This is a genomic window from Devosia sp. Leaf420 (assembly GCF_001425445.1).
In the GTDB taxonomy this organism is placed as follows: Bacteria; Pseudomonadota; Alphaproteobacteria; order Rhizobiales; family Devosiaceae; genus Devosia.
Window position 1 is genome coordinate 214,593 of the sequence record NZ_LMQU01000012.1, and the last position, 14,113, is coordinate 228,705.

Below are 14,113 nucleotides of genomic sequence, written 5' to 3' on the forward strand. Positions count from 1 at the left end.
TCCAAACGGATAAAAATATCAGCGCCCTTGTTGAGATCGATGCGCTTTTCGGCGCATCCCATCCCCTATCCATTTCCACCCACAACGCAATTCTCGCAATATTGCGTAAATTGCGTGAATTGCGCAAAAGTCTTGAATTTGCGCAAGATTGTGCATAGCCTTGCGTTAGGTTCGGCGCCATCCGGTAGCATTCCGGTAACATCGAGCGCGGCTTAAGGGGGAATTGGTGGATCTTCGGCGGTGGAATGTGCGTCAGGTTCGGGAGGTGCTGGAAAGCGCGCCTGACTTTGCGCCGTTTCCTCGGGCGAGGTCTGATGAATGGGTTGGCGTGAAGGATCGGCTGGGCGCTGATGTGCTCGCCGGACTGGTGGGCCAGGCGGAAGCAGATGCTGTTGCCGACGTACCGGCGCTTCCGGCGCGGCTTTATCGTGAGTTTGCCGAGACTGGTCGCCGTGAGGGCTATGAGGATGCGCAGCGGGCGCGGCGGAGCATGCTTTATCGGCTGGTATTGGCCGAATGGCTGACCGGCGAAGGGCGGTTTGTTGCTGCTATCGAGAATGTGCTTTGGGCGCGGCTCGAGGAGACCAATTGGGCCTGGCCGGCGCATGCGCGGGAATTGGATCGGTTTGACCGACCAACGCTCGATCTGGCGGCGGCAATGACGGCGCTTGATCTGGCCGAAGTGGATTATCTGGTAGGAGATAAGCTCTCGGCCAATCTGCGGGATCGCGTGCGGGTTGAGGTCGAGCGGCGGGTCGTCGGGCCGTTTCTCAATCGGAACGATCACTGGTGGCTGCATACGACGCCGCAGAAGCAGGTGAACAATTGGACGGCGGTCTGTGTCGCTGGGGCTGTGGGCGCAGCGCTTTATCTTGAAACGGATATGGGGCGGCTGGCGGAGATCGTCACGCGGGGTCTGCATAGTCTCGCGGATTATCTCGAGACGTTCGATCGCGAGGGCGGGTCGTCCGAAGGGCCGGATTACTGGACCTATGGGTTCGGCAATTATGCCGTGCTCGCACATCTGCTGCATGAGCGGACGGGTGGGGCGATCGACCTGCTGGACGGCGATTTCATCCGGGACATTGCGCAGTTTCCGCTGCGGACCATGCTGACCGAGGGTGTTTGGGTGAGCTTTTCGGACTCGGATCACAATCCGAGTTTTCATCCCGGCCTGTTGTCGCTGTTGGCAAAGCATCTCGATCTGCCGGGGCTTTTGGGCCTCGGCATGCATAATTACTTTGGCGTCGAGGTATTCAACCAATTCGTCTGGCCGCTTCGGCAGTTTGCCTGGCCGTTGGCAAAGGCCGAGCCGGCCGTTTTGGGACTGCAAGATTGGTATGACGAGATGGGCTGGATGATCAGCCGGCTTGATCCCAACGACCCAAATTCGCTGCGGCTGGCCGCCAAAGGCGGGCACAATGACGAGATGCACAACCAGAACGACGTGGGGTCGTTCATGGTGGTTGCGGGCGGCAAGGTGGTGCTGACCGATCCGGGGCGTGGGCGCTATTCGAAGGCCTATTTTGGGCCCGATCGTTATCAGAACCTTTTTGCGTCTTCGCTGGGTCATTCGGTGCCGGTGGTGAATGGAGAGGCGCAGGCTGAAGGCAGGGCGCATGCGGCCAAAGTGCTCGAGCATGGGCATGATGGAGCCGAGGATCGGCTGGTGCTGGAGATGGCAGCGGCCTATCCGGCGGAGGCTGACCTCTCGCAGTTGCAGCGGACGGTGGCGCTGAAGCGCGATGTGCCGGGTGGAGCGGTTCGGCTTGAGGATCGCTATGCATTCAAGAGCGCCGAAGGTGAATTTCAGTCCGTATTGGTGACGTCGCTTTCGGCGGGGGCCGAGGGTGACGCTGTGCTCGTCGGCGAGGCTGGGGCGGGGGCACGCATCGGCTTTGATGCCGGCGCGCTCGAGGTCGCTTTCGATGTTCGGAAAGCCCAGGAAAAACAATATCAGCCAGCGGTCGATCTGACCCGCATCGTGTTCACGCCCCGGCGGAGGAGCCGGGAAGGACGCGTCGTGCTCGACATCTCGCCGCTCACCTGAGCGGGAGTTTTTGTGGCTGATCCCGGGAGGATGGGGCGGCCAAAATCATCTCCGGTCAAAGCACCGGAAAAGGGAGGGATAGTATGAGGAAGACCTATCTTGGTTTGACCGGTGCGGTGGCCATTTCGGCCATGCTCGCCGCGGCAAGCCCGGTCTGGGCGCAGCAGCAATCGCCAGTGCTCGATGCAGCGGTGGAAAGCGGCGAACTGCCGCCGGTGGCCGAGCGGCTGCCAAGCAATCCGCTGGTGGTCGATGGCGAGAGTGTCGGCAAATATGGCGGCACCTGGCGCATGGGCATGCGCGGCGGCGGGGACAATGGCATCATCGTCAAGACCGTGGCCTATGAAGGCCTCGTGCGCTTCGACCATGAGTGGAAGACCGTGCTGCCTAACCTGGCGGAAAGCTGGGAAGTGAGCCCCGATGCCAAGGAATATACATTTAAGCTGCGCGACGGGGTGAAGTGGAGCGATGGGACGCCGTTCACCACCGAGGACATCGCCTTTACCGTCGAAATCTACAAGGACCCGAACTACGCCGCGGGCAGCTGGATCGACAGCACGACCAATCCGCTGACGCTGGACGTCATCGACGAGCTGACCTTCAAGTTCACCTTCGAAAAGCCCAATGGCATGTTCCTCGAGAACATTGCCGGCACCGACGGGCTCCACATCACTTCGCTGCAGAAGAAATATTGCGGTCAGTTCTACCCCAAATATAACGAGAACGCGGACGCCGATGCGCAGGCGGCGGGCTTTACCAATTGGGCGCTTTATCTCCAGGACCGTTGCTCCTGGGGCTTTGAGACGATCCGCTTCTCCAACCCCGACCTGCCGGTGCTTTATGGCTGGGTCATCGACCAGCCGCTCAACGCCAATGCGGCGCGGCTGACCTGGAAGCGCAATCCCTATTATTGGAAGACCGACAGCGAGGGGAACCAGCTTCCCTATATCGACAATCTCGATATGCGCGTCTCGGAAAGTATCGAAGAACTGACGCTGCTGGCGCTCAATGGCGAGATCGATTTCCAGGAGCGGCACATTGCGACCACGGTCAACAAGCCGCTCTTCTTTGATGGGCAGGAACAGGGCGACTATCACCTGGGTGAAGTGATACCGTCCTCGTCCAATACGCTCGTGTTGCAGTTCAACATGAACCACGACGATCCGGTCAAGCGTGAGCTCTACCAGAACAAGGACTTCCGCGTGGGCCTTTCGCACGCGATCGACCGGCAGGAAATCATCGACGTGGTCTTTACGGGCCAAGGCGAACCCTTCCAGGTCGCGCCGCGCCCGGAATCCGAGTTTTATGACGAGGAACTGGCCAAGCAATATACCGAGTTCGATCCCGATCTGGCCGCGCAGCATCTCGATGCGGCGGGCCTGACAGAAATGAACGGCGACGGTATTCGCCTGATGAGCAATGGCCAGCCGGCCAAGATCACGGTGGACGTCATTTCGGCGCTGCGGCCGGAATGGATCGATATCCTCGAAATCATGCAGTTGCAGTTCCAGGCGGCCGGCATCCAGCTCGAGCTCAACAATATCGACCGCACGCTGTTTTACGACAAGCGCCCGGGCAATGACTTTGACGCCCAGATTTGGGCCGGTGACGGCGGCATCGAGGCGATCCAGGACCCGCGCTACTACTTCCCGTTCAGCGACGAGAGCGTTTGGGCCTATAAGTGGGTGCAGTGGTACAATGGCACCAAGCCCGAAATCGCCGAAGAGCCGGTCGATTGGGCAAAGGAACAGATGGCGCTTTACGACCAAGTGAAGGCCGAGGCCGATCCGGCCAAGCGTGGTGAGCTATTCCGCCAGGTGCTCGCGATCACCAAGGAGCAGTTCCCGGTGATCGGAGTGAGCCTGATGCCAAACTCCTATTCGATCATCCGCAACAACCTCCGGAACGCACCCGAGAGCATGTTCAATGCCTGGCTGTTCCCGACGCCTTCGCCGATGGATCCGGTGACCTGGTACTTCGAATAAGCGGGGCTGTCCTCCAATCCGCTCCTGCCCCTCGCGGCTCTCCCTGGCTGCGAGGGGGTTTTTAGACAAATAGGTTTGGGGCTCCCACACCCCGTCCCTTCCTCCTGCATCAGGGGGAGGTGTCAGGGCAGTGGGCTTGGCGAGATGCTGCCCAACGCTCGATCCGCACCTCCCCCTCGATGGGGGAGGCTGGGAGGGGGTGAACCCCCAAAAAAACCGAATCTTCGGAAGGCCCAAGTCCATGGTTCAGTTCATCATCCGGCGTCTCATCGCCATGATCCTGACGCTGTTCGCCATCTCCATCGTGGCATTCGCCATTATACAATTGCCGCCGGGCGATTATCTGACGACCTATATCGCCTCGCTGTCTTCGACCGGCGAGCAGGTCGATCCCCGAGTGATCGCCAATCTGCGCGAGCAATATGGGCTCGGCGAGCCGTTCTATGTCCAATATTTCAAGTGGATCGGCGGCATCCTGACCGGCAATTTCGGTCAGAGCTTCGAGTGGAAGCGGCCGGTCACCGAATTGATCTGGGGGCGCCTGGGCAATTCGATGCTGCTCGAAGGCATGGCGGTGATCACTATGTGGCTGATCGCGCTGCCGATCGGCATCTATGCGGCGGTGCGAAAATATTCGCTGGGCGATTATCTCGCGACTGTGGGCGGCTTTCTCGGGCTGGCCGTGCCGAATTTTTTCTTCGCGCTGATCCTGATGTACCTGGCTTACACCTGGTTCGGGGTGACGCTGGGCGGGTTGTTTTCGCCGGGCTTTGAAAACGCCCGCTGGAGCCTGCCGCGCATCTGGGACTTTTTGAGCCACGCCTGGGCGCCGATCCTGGTTCTGTCGATGGCGGGGACGGCGGAGCTGATCCGTATCCTGCGCGCGAACCTGCTCGATGAACTGAAGAAGCCCTATGTCGTGACCGCGCGGGCCAAGGGTCTGCCGGAGTGGCGGGTGATCCTCAAATATCCGGTGCGGCTGGCGATGAACCCGTTGGTGTCGACCATTGGCTGGCTGCTGCCGGCGCTGGTTTCGGGGTCGGTGATCGTTTCGGTGGTGCTCAACCTGCCGACGGCCGGGCCGATGTTGCTGCGCTCGCTGACGACGCAGGACATGTATCTCGCCGGCGCAATCATTCTGCTCCTCAGCGTTCTTACGGTCATCGGCACCGTGATTTCCGACATTCTCCTTGCGCTCATCGATCCGCGCATTCGTTACGGAGGCAAATGATGGCCGTGGATACGATACAGCCGACCATTCATGCCGATGTGCCCAAGGTCCGCGCCCGACGCGAAAGCCAGCTGGGGCTGATGTGGCGCCGGTTCAAGCGGCACAAGCTGGCGCTGGTGAGCCTTTGGGTCGTGGTGATTTTTTACCTCGTGGCGCTGCTCGCCGAGTTTCTGGCGCCGACCGATCCCGGCGCCTATAGCGCGCGCTATACCTATGCGCCGCCGCAGGGGATCAATTTCTTTGCGGTCAACGAGGATGGGGGCTGGGAATTCGGGCCCTATGTGAATGGGTACAAGACCGAGATCGATCCGGTGGCGCTGCGGCGGACTTTTGTGATCGACGAAGAGGTGCGGCTGCCGGTCAAATTCTTTGCCGAAAGCAAGCCGTATCTGCTGGCCGGGGTCATTCCGATGTCCGTGAAGTTCATGGGCGTCGAGAACCCGCGCGATCCCTTTTATATTCTCGGGGCCGATCGGCTGGGGCGGGATATGCTGAGCCGGGTCATTCACGGCACGCGCATTTCGCTTTCGATCGGGCTGGTCGGCGTGACCATGAGCCTCTTCTTCGGCATCGTGATCGGCGGGTTTGCCGGTTACTACGGCGGCTGGTTCGATAGCGCGGTGATGCGCGTCGTCGAATTCATCCGCTCGATGCCAACCATTCCGCTGTGGCTGGGGCTCGCCGCGGCATTGCCGAAGGATTGGAGCGCGCTGCAGACCTATTTTGCGATCACGCTCATTCTCAGTTTAATCGGGTGGACCGAATTGGCGCGCGTGGTGCGGGGGCGGTTCCTATCGTTGCGCACCGAGGATTTCGTGACCGCGGCGCAGCTCGATGGGGCGAGCGATTGGCGGATCGTGACGCGGCATATGGTGCCCAGTTTTACGAGCCACATCATTGCGGCGGCGACGCTCGCTATTCCGGGGATGATCCTGGCGGAAACGGCTTTGTCGTTCCTCGGGTTGGGGCTGCAGGCGCCGATCGTATCGTGGGGCACGCTGCTGCAGGATGCGCAGAATATCCGGACGCTGGCGACAGCGCCTTGGCTGCTGGCGCCTGGGGTCTGCGTGGTGGTGGTTATTCTGGCGCTCAACTTTTTTGGCGATGGGCTGCGTGATGCGGCGGATCCTCATGGGCGGTGATCTTCTCTTTACCTCTCCCTTAGGTGGAGAGGTCGGCGCGCAGCGACGGGTGAGGGGGCCTTTGGTCTCGCGCTCGTCGACAGGCCCCCTCACCCGACCCAAGAGGGTCGACCTCTCCCCCAAGGGAGAGGTGGCGCTCCGCGCCTTTTCATTCACGGAGGAAAGATCATGACCAAGCCCCTCCTTTCAATCAACGACATGTCGATCGTCTTCACCTCGCCCGACGAGCCGGACATCGAGGCCGTGCGGCAGGTGGATCTCACACTCACGCCGGGCAAGACGCTCGCGCTTGTGGGTGAGAGCGGGTGCGGGAAGTCGGTGACGGCGCGGGCGGTTTTGCGGCTGCTCGATAAGAATGCCGATATCCGGACTGGCGAGATCGTCTACGAGGCCGAGGGCGGGGCGGTGGATGTCGCGCGATTGAAGCCTGACAGTCTCGCGATGCGCTCGATTCGTGGTGCGCAGATTTCCATGATCTTTCAGGAGCCGATGAGCTCGCTGTCGCCGGTGCATACGATCGGCAACCAGATCGACGAGATCATCGTGCTGCATGAGCGGCTGACGCAGAAGCAGGCGCGGGAGCGGACGGTTTCGCTTCTCCATCAAGTGGGTATTCCGGGCGCGCGGGAGCGGGCGAATGCCTATCCGTTTGAATTGTCGGGTGGTCTCAGGCAGCGCGCGATGATTGCGATGGCGCTGGCTTGTACGCCAAAACTGCTGATCGCCGATGAGCCGACGACGGCGCTCGATGTGACGACGCAGGCTCAGATCCTCGATCTCCTGCGGCAATTGCAGGACGATTTCGGCATGGCGATGCTGTTCATCACCCATGACCTCGGCGTGGTGGCGGAGGTCGCCGACGATATCGCCGTGATGTATCTCGGCGATGTGGTGGAGCAGGGGGATGTGTTCGAGGTCTTCAAGGCGCCGAAGCATCCTTACACCCAGGCGTTGATGAGTTCGGTGCCGCGGTTGCAGCGGAAATCCGAACGGACACGATTGCAGCCGATCAAGGGCACTGTGCCGTCGCCGAAGGACCGGCCGGTGGGCTGCGCCTTTACCAGCCGCTGCCCGCATGCCTTTGCGCCATGCCCGACCATTCGCCCCGACCGGACGCCGGTGAGCGAGGGCCATGTGGCGCGATGCCATCTCCTCACGCATACGAAAGAGGAGGCGCTCGCATGACGACGCTGCTTTCCGTCGAACATCTTTCCAAGGTTTTTACGCTCGGTGGCGGGCTCTTCAAGCCGGGCCGCGAACTTGTGGCGCTCAACGATATCAACCTGACGGTGGAAGCGGGCGAAACGCTCGCTATCGTGGGGGAGAGCGGCTGCGGCAAGACCACTCTTGGGCGCTGCATCATCAAGGCGCAGCCGGTCAGCGAGGGGCATGTTTTTTATCATCAGGAGGGTGGGGGGAAGGTCGAACTAACGTCGCTCGACAAGAAGGCCATAAAACCCTATCGGCGCGATATCCGCATGATTTTTCAGGACCCGATGAGCTCGCTGAACCCCAATATGAGGGTGTTCGACATCGTCGCCGAGCCACTGCGGGTGCACAAGATCTGCAAAGGGCGGGAGCTTGAGGATCGGGTGATCTCGACGCTCGCCAAGGTCGGGATTCCAGCCGATGCAGTGGGGCGCTATCCGCACGCGTTTTCGGGCGGGCAGCGGCAGCGCATCGGCATTGCCCGGGCGCTGGTGCTCGACCCGAAGCTGGTGATTGCCGACGAGGCGGTGTCGGCGCTCGATGTGTCGATCCAGGCGCAGGTGCTCAACCTCCTTGATGATCTCAAGGAAGAGTTCGGGCTGACCTATATTTTCATCAGCCATGATCTTGGGGTGGTGAACTACATCGCCGACCGGGTGGTGGTGATGTATCTCGGCCATGTGGTCGAGAATGCGCCGACGGAAATGCTCTTCGAGCGGCCGCGACACCCCTATACCGAGATGCTGCTCGAGGCGCTGCCGATTGCCGACCCGACGCGGCGCAAGGGGCGGAACAAGGAACTCAAGGGCGAAATCCCCTATCTCGGCAATCGGCCCAAAGGGTGCCCGTTCCACACGCGCTGCAAATATGCCGAGGACAGGTGCCGGACGGAAAAGCCGGTGCTGCGACCGATCCATGGCACCGCCCAAGAGGCCGCCTGCCACTTTGCCGAGACACTCGAACTGAAGGGCGCTTATGACGCGCCGGGGTTTGTGCCTCCGACGCCGCTGGTGACTGCCGGTGGATTGCCCGGACAGACCGGGCAATGACGATGGAGATGAGAATGTTCAGCAGAGAAACGAAGATCTCGCCGATCGTCACCACCCGGCCTGTCCGGGTGGCCCATGCCGGACCGTACGGAAGACAACAGGAATTTTCGAACAAATGACTTATGATCCGGCCACGGCCAATCCGCTTTTTGGGAATCCGCTGAAGACACGGGACGATGTCGAGAATGGGCTGCGCGATCTGTTTCAGCCGCTGCTGCCCTACTTTTCGGAAGGTGGGGCGCGGGTGCGGCTTGACGGGGCGGGGGCGCATTTCGATCGGGCGGCGGCTGATCTCGAAGGCTTTGCGCGGCCGCTTTGGGGGCTGACGCCGCTCGCAGCAGGTGGAGCCGAGTTCGATCATTGGGAGATTTATCGGCAGGGATTGGCCAATGGCACGGACCCGGGGCACCCGGAATATTGGGGCACGGTGAACGGGACGGATCAGCGGCAGGTGGAGCTTGCGGCGATCGGCTTTACGCTCAAAATGCTGCCGCATCTGGTTTGGGAACCGCTGCCGCAGAAGGCGAAGGATAATCTCGCGGCTTATCTGAAGCACGCGCGCAAGTTCGAATATGCCGACAACAACTGGAAGTTCTTCCGCATCCTGGTCGATCTTGGGCTTGAGGAATGCGGGGTCGAATTCGACCGGTCCTATACCGATGCGTATCTCGAAGAGCTTGATGGCTTTTACCTCGATGGTGGCTGGTATCGCGACGGCAATGTCCGGCGGATCGACCATTACATTCCCTTTGCAATGCACTTTTACGGGCTGATCTACGCCAAGCTTGCCAAGGGCGATGACAAGCGGGTGGCTGACTACAAGTCGCGCGCTAAGGAGTTTGCGCGGGATATTCAGCACTGGTTCGACGAGGATGGCGGGACGCTGGTTTTCGGGCGGTCCCTTACCTATCGCTTTGCCTGCGGCGGGTTTTGGGGCGCTCTGGCTTTTGCCGATGTCGAGGCGCTGCCCTGGGGCGTGATAAAAGGGCACTTTCTGAGGCACCTGCGCTGGTGGAGCAAGTTGCCGATTGCGCATGGCAATGGCGTGCTGTCGATCGGCTATGGCTATCCCAACCTCTTTATGTCCGAGAGCTATAATTCGGCGGGCTCGCCCTATTGGGCGCTGAAGGCGTTTTTGCCGCTGGCGCTGCCGGCCGATCATCCGTTCTGGATGGCAGAAGAGGTCGAAGCGGATTTCGATGAAGCGCCGGTGCCGCTAAAACATCCGGGCATGGTGAGCTTTCATACGAAGGGCAATGTGGTGGCGCTGTCGAGCGGGCAGCAGAACTGGCAGATGCGGCACGGCGCCGAAAAATATGCCAAGTTCGTCTATTCGAGCCGCTATGGGTTTTCGGTCGAGGTGGACGAACGGGCGTATCCCTCCGGGGCCTTCGATGGCGCCTTGGCGCTGAGCGACGATGGGCGGCACTATCGGGTGCGCGAGACCAATGAGACGGCGCAGATCGCGGGCGACACGCTTCATGCGGTTTGGAAGCCGTGGAGCGATGTGACGGTCGAAACCTGGCTCATTCCAGCCAATCCTTGGCACATCCGCGTGCATCGGATCACGACGCCGCGGGCACTGCATGGGACCGAGGGCGGCTTTGCCATCGACCGGGCGGAGTTCAATGCTGATACTTATATCGACGAAAAGGGCCGGGGGGTTGCCAAGAGCAAGACGGATGTCAGCGCCATTGTTTGCCTCTTAGGCGGTCGCGAGGGGCGGGCGTTCCGGACTTTGCCCAATAGCAATCTGATATTTTCGAAGGCTATCGTGCCGCAGCTGCGCGGAGACATTCCGGCGGGCACGACTGTGCTGGTAACGGCGGCGATGGCTCTGCCGACAGGGGCGGAGACCGAGGCGGCATTGAGCGCTGTCCCGGCTGCGCCTGACATTGCCGAACTCGAAGCCCTTTTTGCCCGCGAGGGCGTTGATGTCAGCGCCATAATGGTGCCGGAGCGGTTCTGATGCCTCCCAAACTTCTCTTCGCCATGGCGGCGGACAAGACGCGGCATGTGTTCGACGAAGCGAGCCTCGATCGTCTATCGGAAAGCTGCGAACTGCTGCGGCGAACGCCGGTCGATGGGTTCTCTGACCCAGAGGCGCGGCGGCTGCTGGGCGAGACGGAAATTCTTGTGACCGGGTGGGGCTGTCCAATGATCAGCCCGGAGGTGTTGCGCGCGGCGCCGAACCTCCGGCTGATCGCGCATGCGGCGGGGACGGTGAAATATACGATCGATCCATCGGCCTACGCCTCGGGCATTCGCGTGACGCATTCGGCGGATGCCAATGCGGTGCCGGTTGCCGAGTTCACGCTGGCCTCCATTCTCTTTTCGGCCAAGCATATCTTTGCGCTGCGCGATCTTTATCGACAGGATCCGACGCGCCGTTCGAGCTATGCGCTGGGGGATACGGCGATCGGGAATTTCCGGCGGACGGTGGGGATCGTCGGTGCGTCGCGGATCGGGCGGAAAGTGATCGAATTTCTGCGCAGCTTTGATTTTTCGGTGCTGCTCTATGATCCCTTCGTGCAGGCGGGAGATCCGGATCTGGCTGGGGTCGAGCTGGTGGAGCTCGACGTGCTGATGGCGCGATCGGACGTGGTGTCGATCCATGCGCCGTCCCTGCCCTCGACGCGGGGGATGATTGGGGCAAGGCAGTTAAAACTGATGCAGGATGGGGCGAGTTTCATCAATACGGCGCGTGGGGCGCTGGTGGACGAGGCGGCTCTGGTGGCGGAGATGCAGACGGGGCGTATTTTTGGGGTGATCGATGTGACCGATCCGGAAATTCCGCCGGCGGACTCGCCGCTGTTTACGCTGCCTAACGTGTTCTTGACGCCGCATGTTGCGGGGGCGATCGGGACAGAGCGGCTGCGGCTGGGGTTGATGGCGGTGGAGGAGATCGAACGGTTCGTTCGAGGCGAGCCGATGCTTTATGAGGTGCAGCCGGAATTGTTGGAGAGGCTGGCGTGATGGACGAGCGTTCACCCTCATCCGGCCCTTCGGGCCACCTTCTCCCCGAGGGGGAGAAGAATGGACCGGTGGTCGCTTCTGTTCCTCTCCCTCTCGGGGAGAGGGTGGATCGCGCGCAGCGCGAGACGGGTGAAGGGGACTGGCACCGCACGCGTCTCCAATATCTCACTTGGGATCGAACCCCTGAGGATATCGACAGCCCCGAACACCGGGCGCGACAGGCGGAGCTGGCGTTGCGGGCGGGGGCGCAGTTTGCGCCGAGTGCCTATGTTGCGGCTGATGCGGCGATTTTTACCACCCGCCTGGTGCTCGGCGAGCAGAGTTGGATCGGTGGGCACGCGCTGGTGCGGGGCGATGTGGAATTTGGTGCGCATTGCACGGTCAATCCTTATGCGATGATTTCGGGCAGGGTGCGCTGCGGGGATGGGGTGCGGATCGCGAGCCATGCGTCGCTGGTTGGCTTCAACCATGGTTATGACGATCCCGAAGTGCCAATTTATCTGCAAAAGCATGAGAGCCGGGGCATCACTATCGGTGACGATGTCTGGGTCGGGGCCAATGCGGTGATTGTCGATGGCGTCACGATCGGGCGCGGCGCGGTGATTGCGGCGGGGGCGGTGGTCAGCAAGGATGTGCCCGAAATGGCCATCGTGGGTGGCGTACCAGCCAAGGTGTTGCGGTTTCGCGGGAAGGGGCGGCGGGACGAGACGCGAAAACAGCTTGAGGCGCTGGGCGATCGGGCGGCGAGGCAATGGCGCGAAGTGCTGGCCGAGAATTTCGATGGCGCGGATTATGTTTCGCGCGAGAACGACAATACGGCGCGGAAGAGCAATCGGCACTTATGCGATGCGATTGAGATTGCGGCGGCGTTTGGGGAGGTGCCGCCCGGGCTCGATGTGGCGGGGACACTGGCGCGTTTGCAGGCGGTGCAGGATCCGGTAACTGGGCTGTTTCCCGATCCGTTTCAGCCGCCGAAGCTGGGCGTTGCGATGCGCGACGATGGGTTGGCGCTTTATAATGTGCTCTCGACCGGTTACGCGATCGAGGCGCTGGGCGGGCAGCCGCTGCATCGGGTCGAGGCGGTCGAGATTTCGGCGACGGACTTGCGGCTGTGGCTCGAAGGGCTGACCTGGCGCGAGCGGGCCTGGGGCGCGGGGGCGGCGGTCGATGCGATTGGCACGGCGCTCTATTTCAATGCGCGATATTTTACGACCGGCACGACGCGCGAGACGCTGTTTGGTTGGCTGGCCATGAAGCAGGATCGCGGCTCGGGGCTTTGGGGGTCGCCAACGGCGGATGAGGGGCTTTTGCAGCCGGTCAACGGCTTTTATCGGCTCACGCGCGGGACCTATGCGCAGTTCGGCGTCGCGGTGCCGCGGCCGGAGGCGGCGATCGACTCTGTGCTGCTCAACTATCGAAATTATGGCGGGTTTTCGGGGCGGACTTACACGGCGTGTAACCTGCTCGATACCATTCATCCATTGCTGCTGTGTCTCAGCCAGACCGACTACCGACGGGCGGAGGCGGAGCAGCTTGTGCGCCTGGTGATCGCGCGGGCGGGTGAGCGCTGGATAGAAGGCAGGGGCTTTGCCTTTGCCGATGGGCAGGAGCCTGGGCTGCAGGGGACGGAAATGTGGCTGTCCGTGGTGCATCTTGCGGCCAAGCTTTTGGGGCTTGAGGATGCATTTGCGTTTGTGCCGCGGGGTGTGCATCGGACGGAAGCGGTGGGGTTAGGACTATGACCAAGAAAGCGCTCGTCGTCTGGGGCGGGATGGAGCTGCATACGCCGGAGCGGGGGGCGCAGGTGGTGCGGGAGCTGCTCGAAGAAGAGGGTTTTGTGGTCACGGTGACGCCGGATTACGACGCGCTGGGGGCCGAGGATGTCGGCAGCAATGATCTTGTCGTTCCCGTCATTACCGATGGGACGCTGGCACCGGAGAAGATGGCTAATCTGATCGCGGCGATCCGGGCGGGGACAGGGCTGGCCGGGTACCATATGGGGCTGGCGACGACGTTTCGGGCCAGCGTGCCTTTTCGCTATGCGGCGAGCTGCTATTGGGTGCAGCATCCGGGCAATATCATCACATATACGGTTGATGTGACGCGGAGCGATCATCCAATCATGGCAGGGATAGAGAGTTTTGAGCACACCTCGGAGCAGTATTACCTCAACTACGATCCGGCGGTTGAGGTGCTGGCGACGACGCGGTTTTCGGGGGAGTTTCATCCCTGGCGCAAGGATGTGGTGATGCCGGTCGTGTTTACGACAACCCACGATCAGGGGCGGGTGTTTTATTCGTCGCTGGGGCATACGGCGGATGAGCTGGCGCTGGAGCCGGTGCGGACGATTTTGAGGCGCGGTCTGGTTTGGGCGGCGCGGTAGGGACGATGGCTGACACAAAACGCTGCGTCATCCCCACGAAAGCGGGGATCTTTGTTTAGGGCAGGCAGGGATTCCCGCTTTCGCGGGA

General features: G+C 61.4%; 10 protein-coding genes. All 10 read left to right on the forward strand.

Going from position 1 to position 14,113, the window contains the following annotated elements; genetic code table 11:
* Positions 1-328: 328 nt before the first annotated feature.
* The 10 genes from ASG47_RS14370 to ASG47_RS14415 all read left to right on the forward strand — a co-directional run bounded on the left by ASG47_RS14370 (position 329) and on the right by ASG47_RS14415 (position 14,025).
* Positions 329-2,050 carry a heparinase II/III family protein gene (locus ASG47_RS14370; protein ID WP_061910195.1) on the forward strand — a complete coding sequence of 574 codons (1,722 nt, stop codon included), beginning with the start codon at positions 329-331 and terminating at the stop codon, positions 2,048-2,050.
* An 83-nt stretch (positions 2,051-2,133) separates the two neighbouring features.
* Positions 2,134-4,035 (forward strand): ABC transporter substrate-binding protein, encoded by a 1,902-nt coding sequence (locus ASG47_RS14375; RefSeq protein ID WP_061910197.1) that lies wholly within the window; start codon positions 2,134-2,136, stop codon positions 4,033-4,035.
* Positions 4,036-4,276: 241 nt separating this feature from the next.
* The gene (locus ASG47_RS14380; RefSeq protein ID WP_061910199.1) at positions 4,277-5,266 is read left to right on the forward strand and encodes an ABC transporter permease; all 990 of its coding nucleotides are present in this window, start codon (positions 4,277-4,279) and stop codon (positions 5,264-5,266) included.
* Positions 5,266-6,408, forward strand: coding sequence for an ABC transporter permease (locus ASG47_RS14385; protein WP_082461300.1), 1,143 nt, complete (start codon positions 5,266-5,268; stop codon positions 6,406-6,408). Before ASG47_RS14380 ends, ASG47_RS14385 begins: the two co-directional genes overlap by 1 nt.
* 168 nt (positions 6,409-6,576) lie before the next feature.
* Positions 6,577-7,593: an ABC transporter ATP-binding protein gene (locus ASG47_RS14390; protein WP_061910200.1), complete on the forward strand. Its 1,017-nt coding sequence runs from the start codon at positions 6,577-6,579 to the stop codon at positions 7,591-7,593.
* Complete coding sequence (locus tag ASG47_RS14395) at positions 7,590-8,666, forward strand: ABC transporter ATP-binding protein (RefSeq protein WP_082461301.1); 1,077 nt, start codon at positions 7,590-7,592, stop codon at positions 8,664-8,666. Before ASG47_RS14390 ends, ASG47_RS14395 begins: the two co-directional genes overlap by 4 nt.
* A 115-nt stretch (positions 8,667-8,781) precedes the next feature.
* Positions 8,782-10,635 carry a DUF2264 domain-containing protein gene (locus ASG47_RS14400; protein WP_061910207.1) on the forward strand — a complete coding sequence of 618 codons (1,854 nt, stop codon included), beginning with the start codon at positions 8,782-8,784 and terminating at the stop codon, positions 10,633-10,635.
* Positions 10,632-11,642, forward strand: coding sequence for a hydroxyacid dehydrogenase (locus ASG47_RS14405; RefSeq protein WP_156464118.1), 1,011 nt, complete (start codon positions 10,632-10,634; stop codon positions 11,640-11,642). The genes ASG47_RS14400 and ASG47_RS14405 overlap by 4 nt, the downstream gene beginning before the upstream one ends.
* Before the next feature lie 104 nt (positions 11,643-11,746).
* The gene (locus ASG47_RS14410; protein WP_061910211.1) at positions 11,747-13,384 is read left to right on the forward strand and encodes an acyltransferase; all 1,638 of its coding nucleotides are present in this window, start codon (positions 11,747-11,749) and stop codon (positions 13,382-13,384) included.
* Positions 13,381-14,025, forward strand: a complete 645-nt coding sequence (locus ASG47_RS14415) for a ThuA domain-containing protein (protein WP_061910213.1) — start codon at positions 13,381-13,383, stop codon at positions 14,023-14,025. Before ASG47_RS14410 ends, ASG47_RS14415 begins: the two co-directional genes overlap by 4 nt.
* Positions 14,026-14,113: the final 88 nt, after the last annotated feature.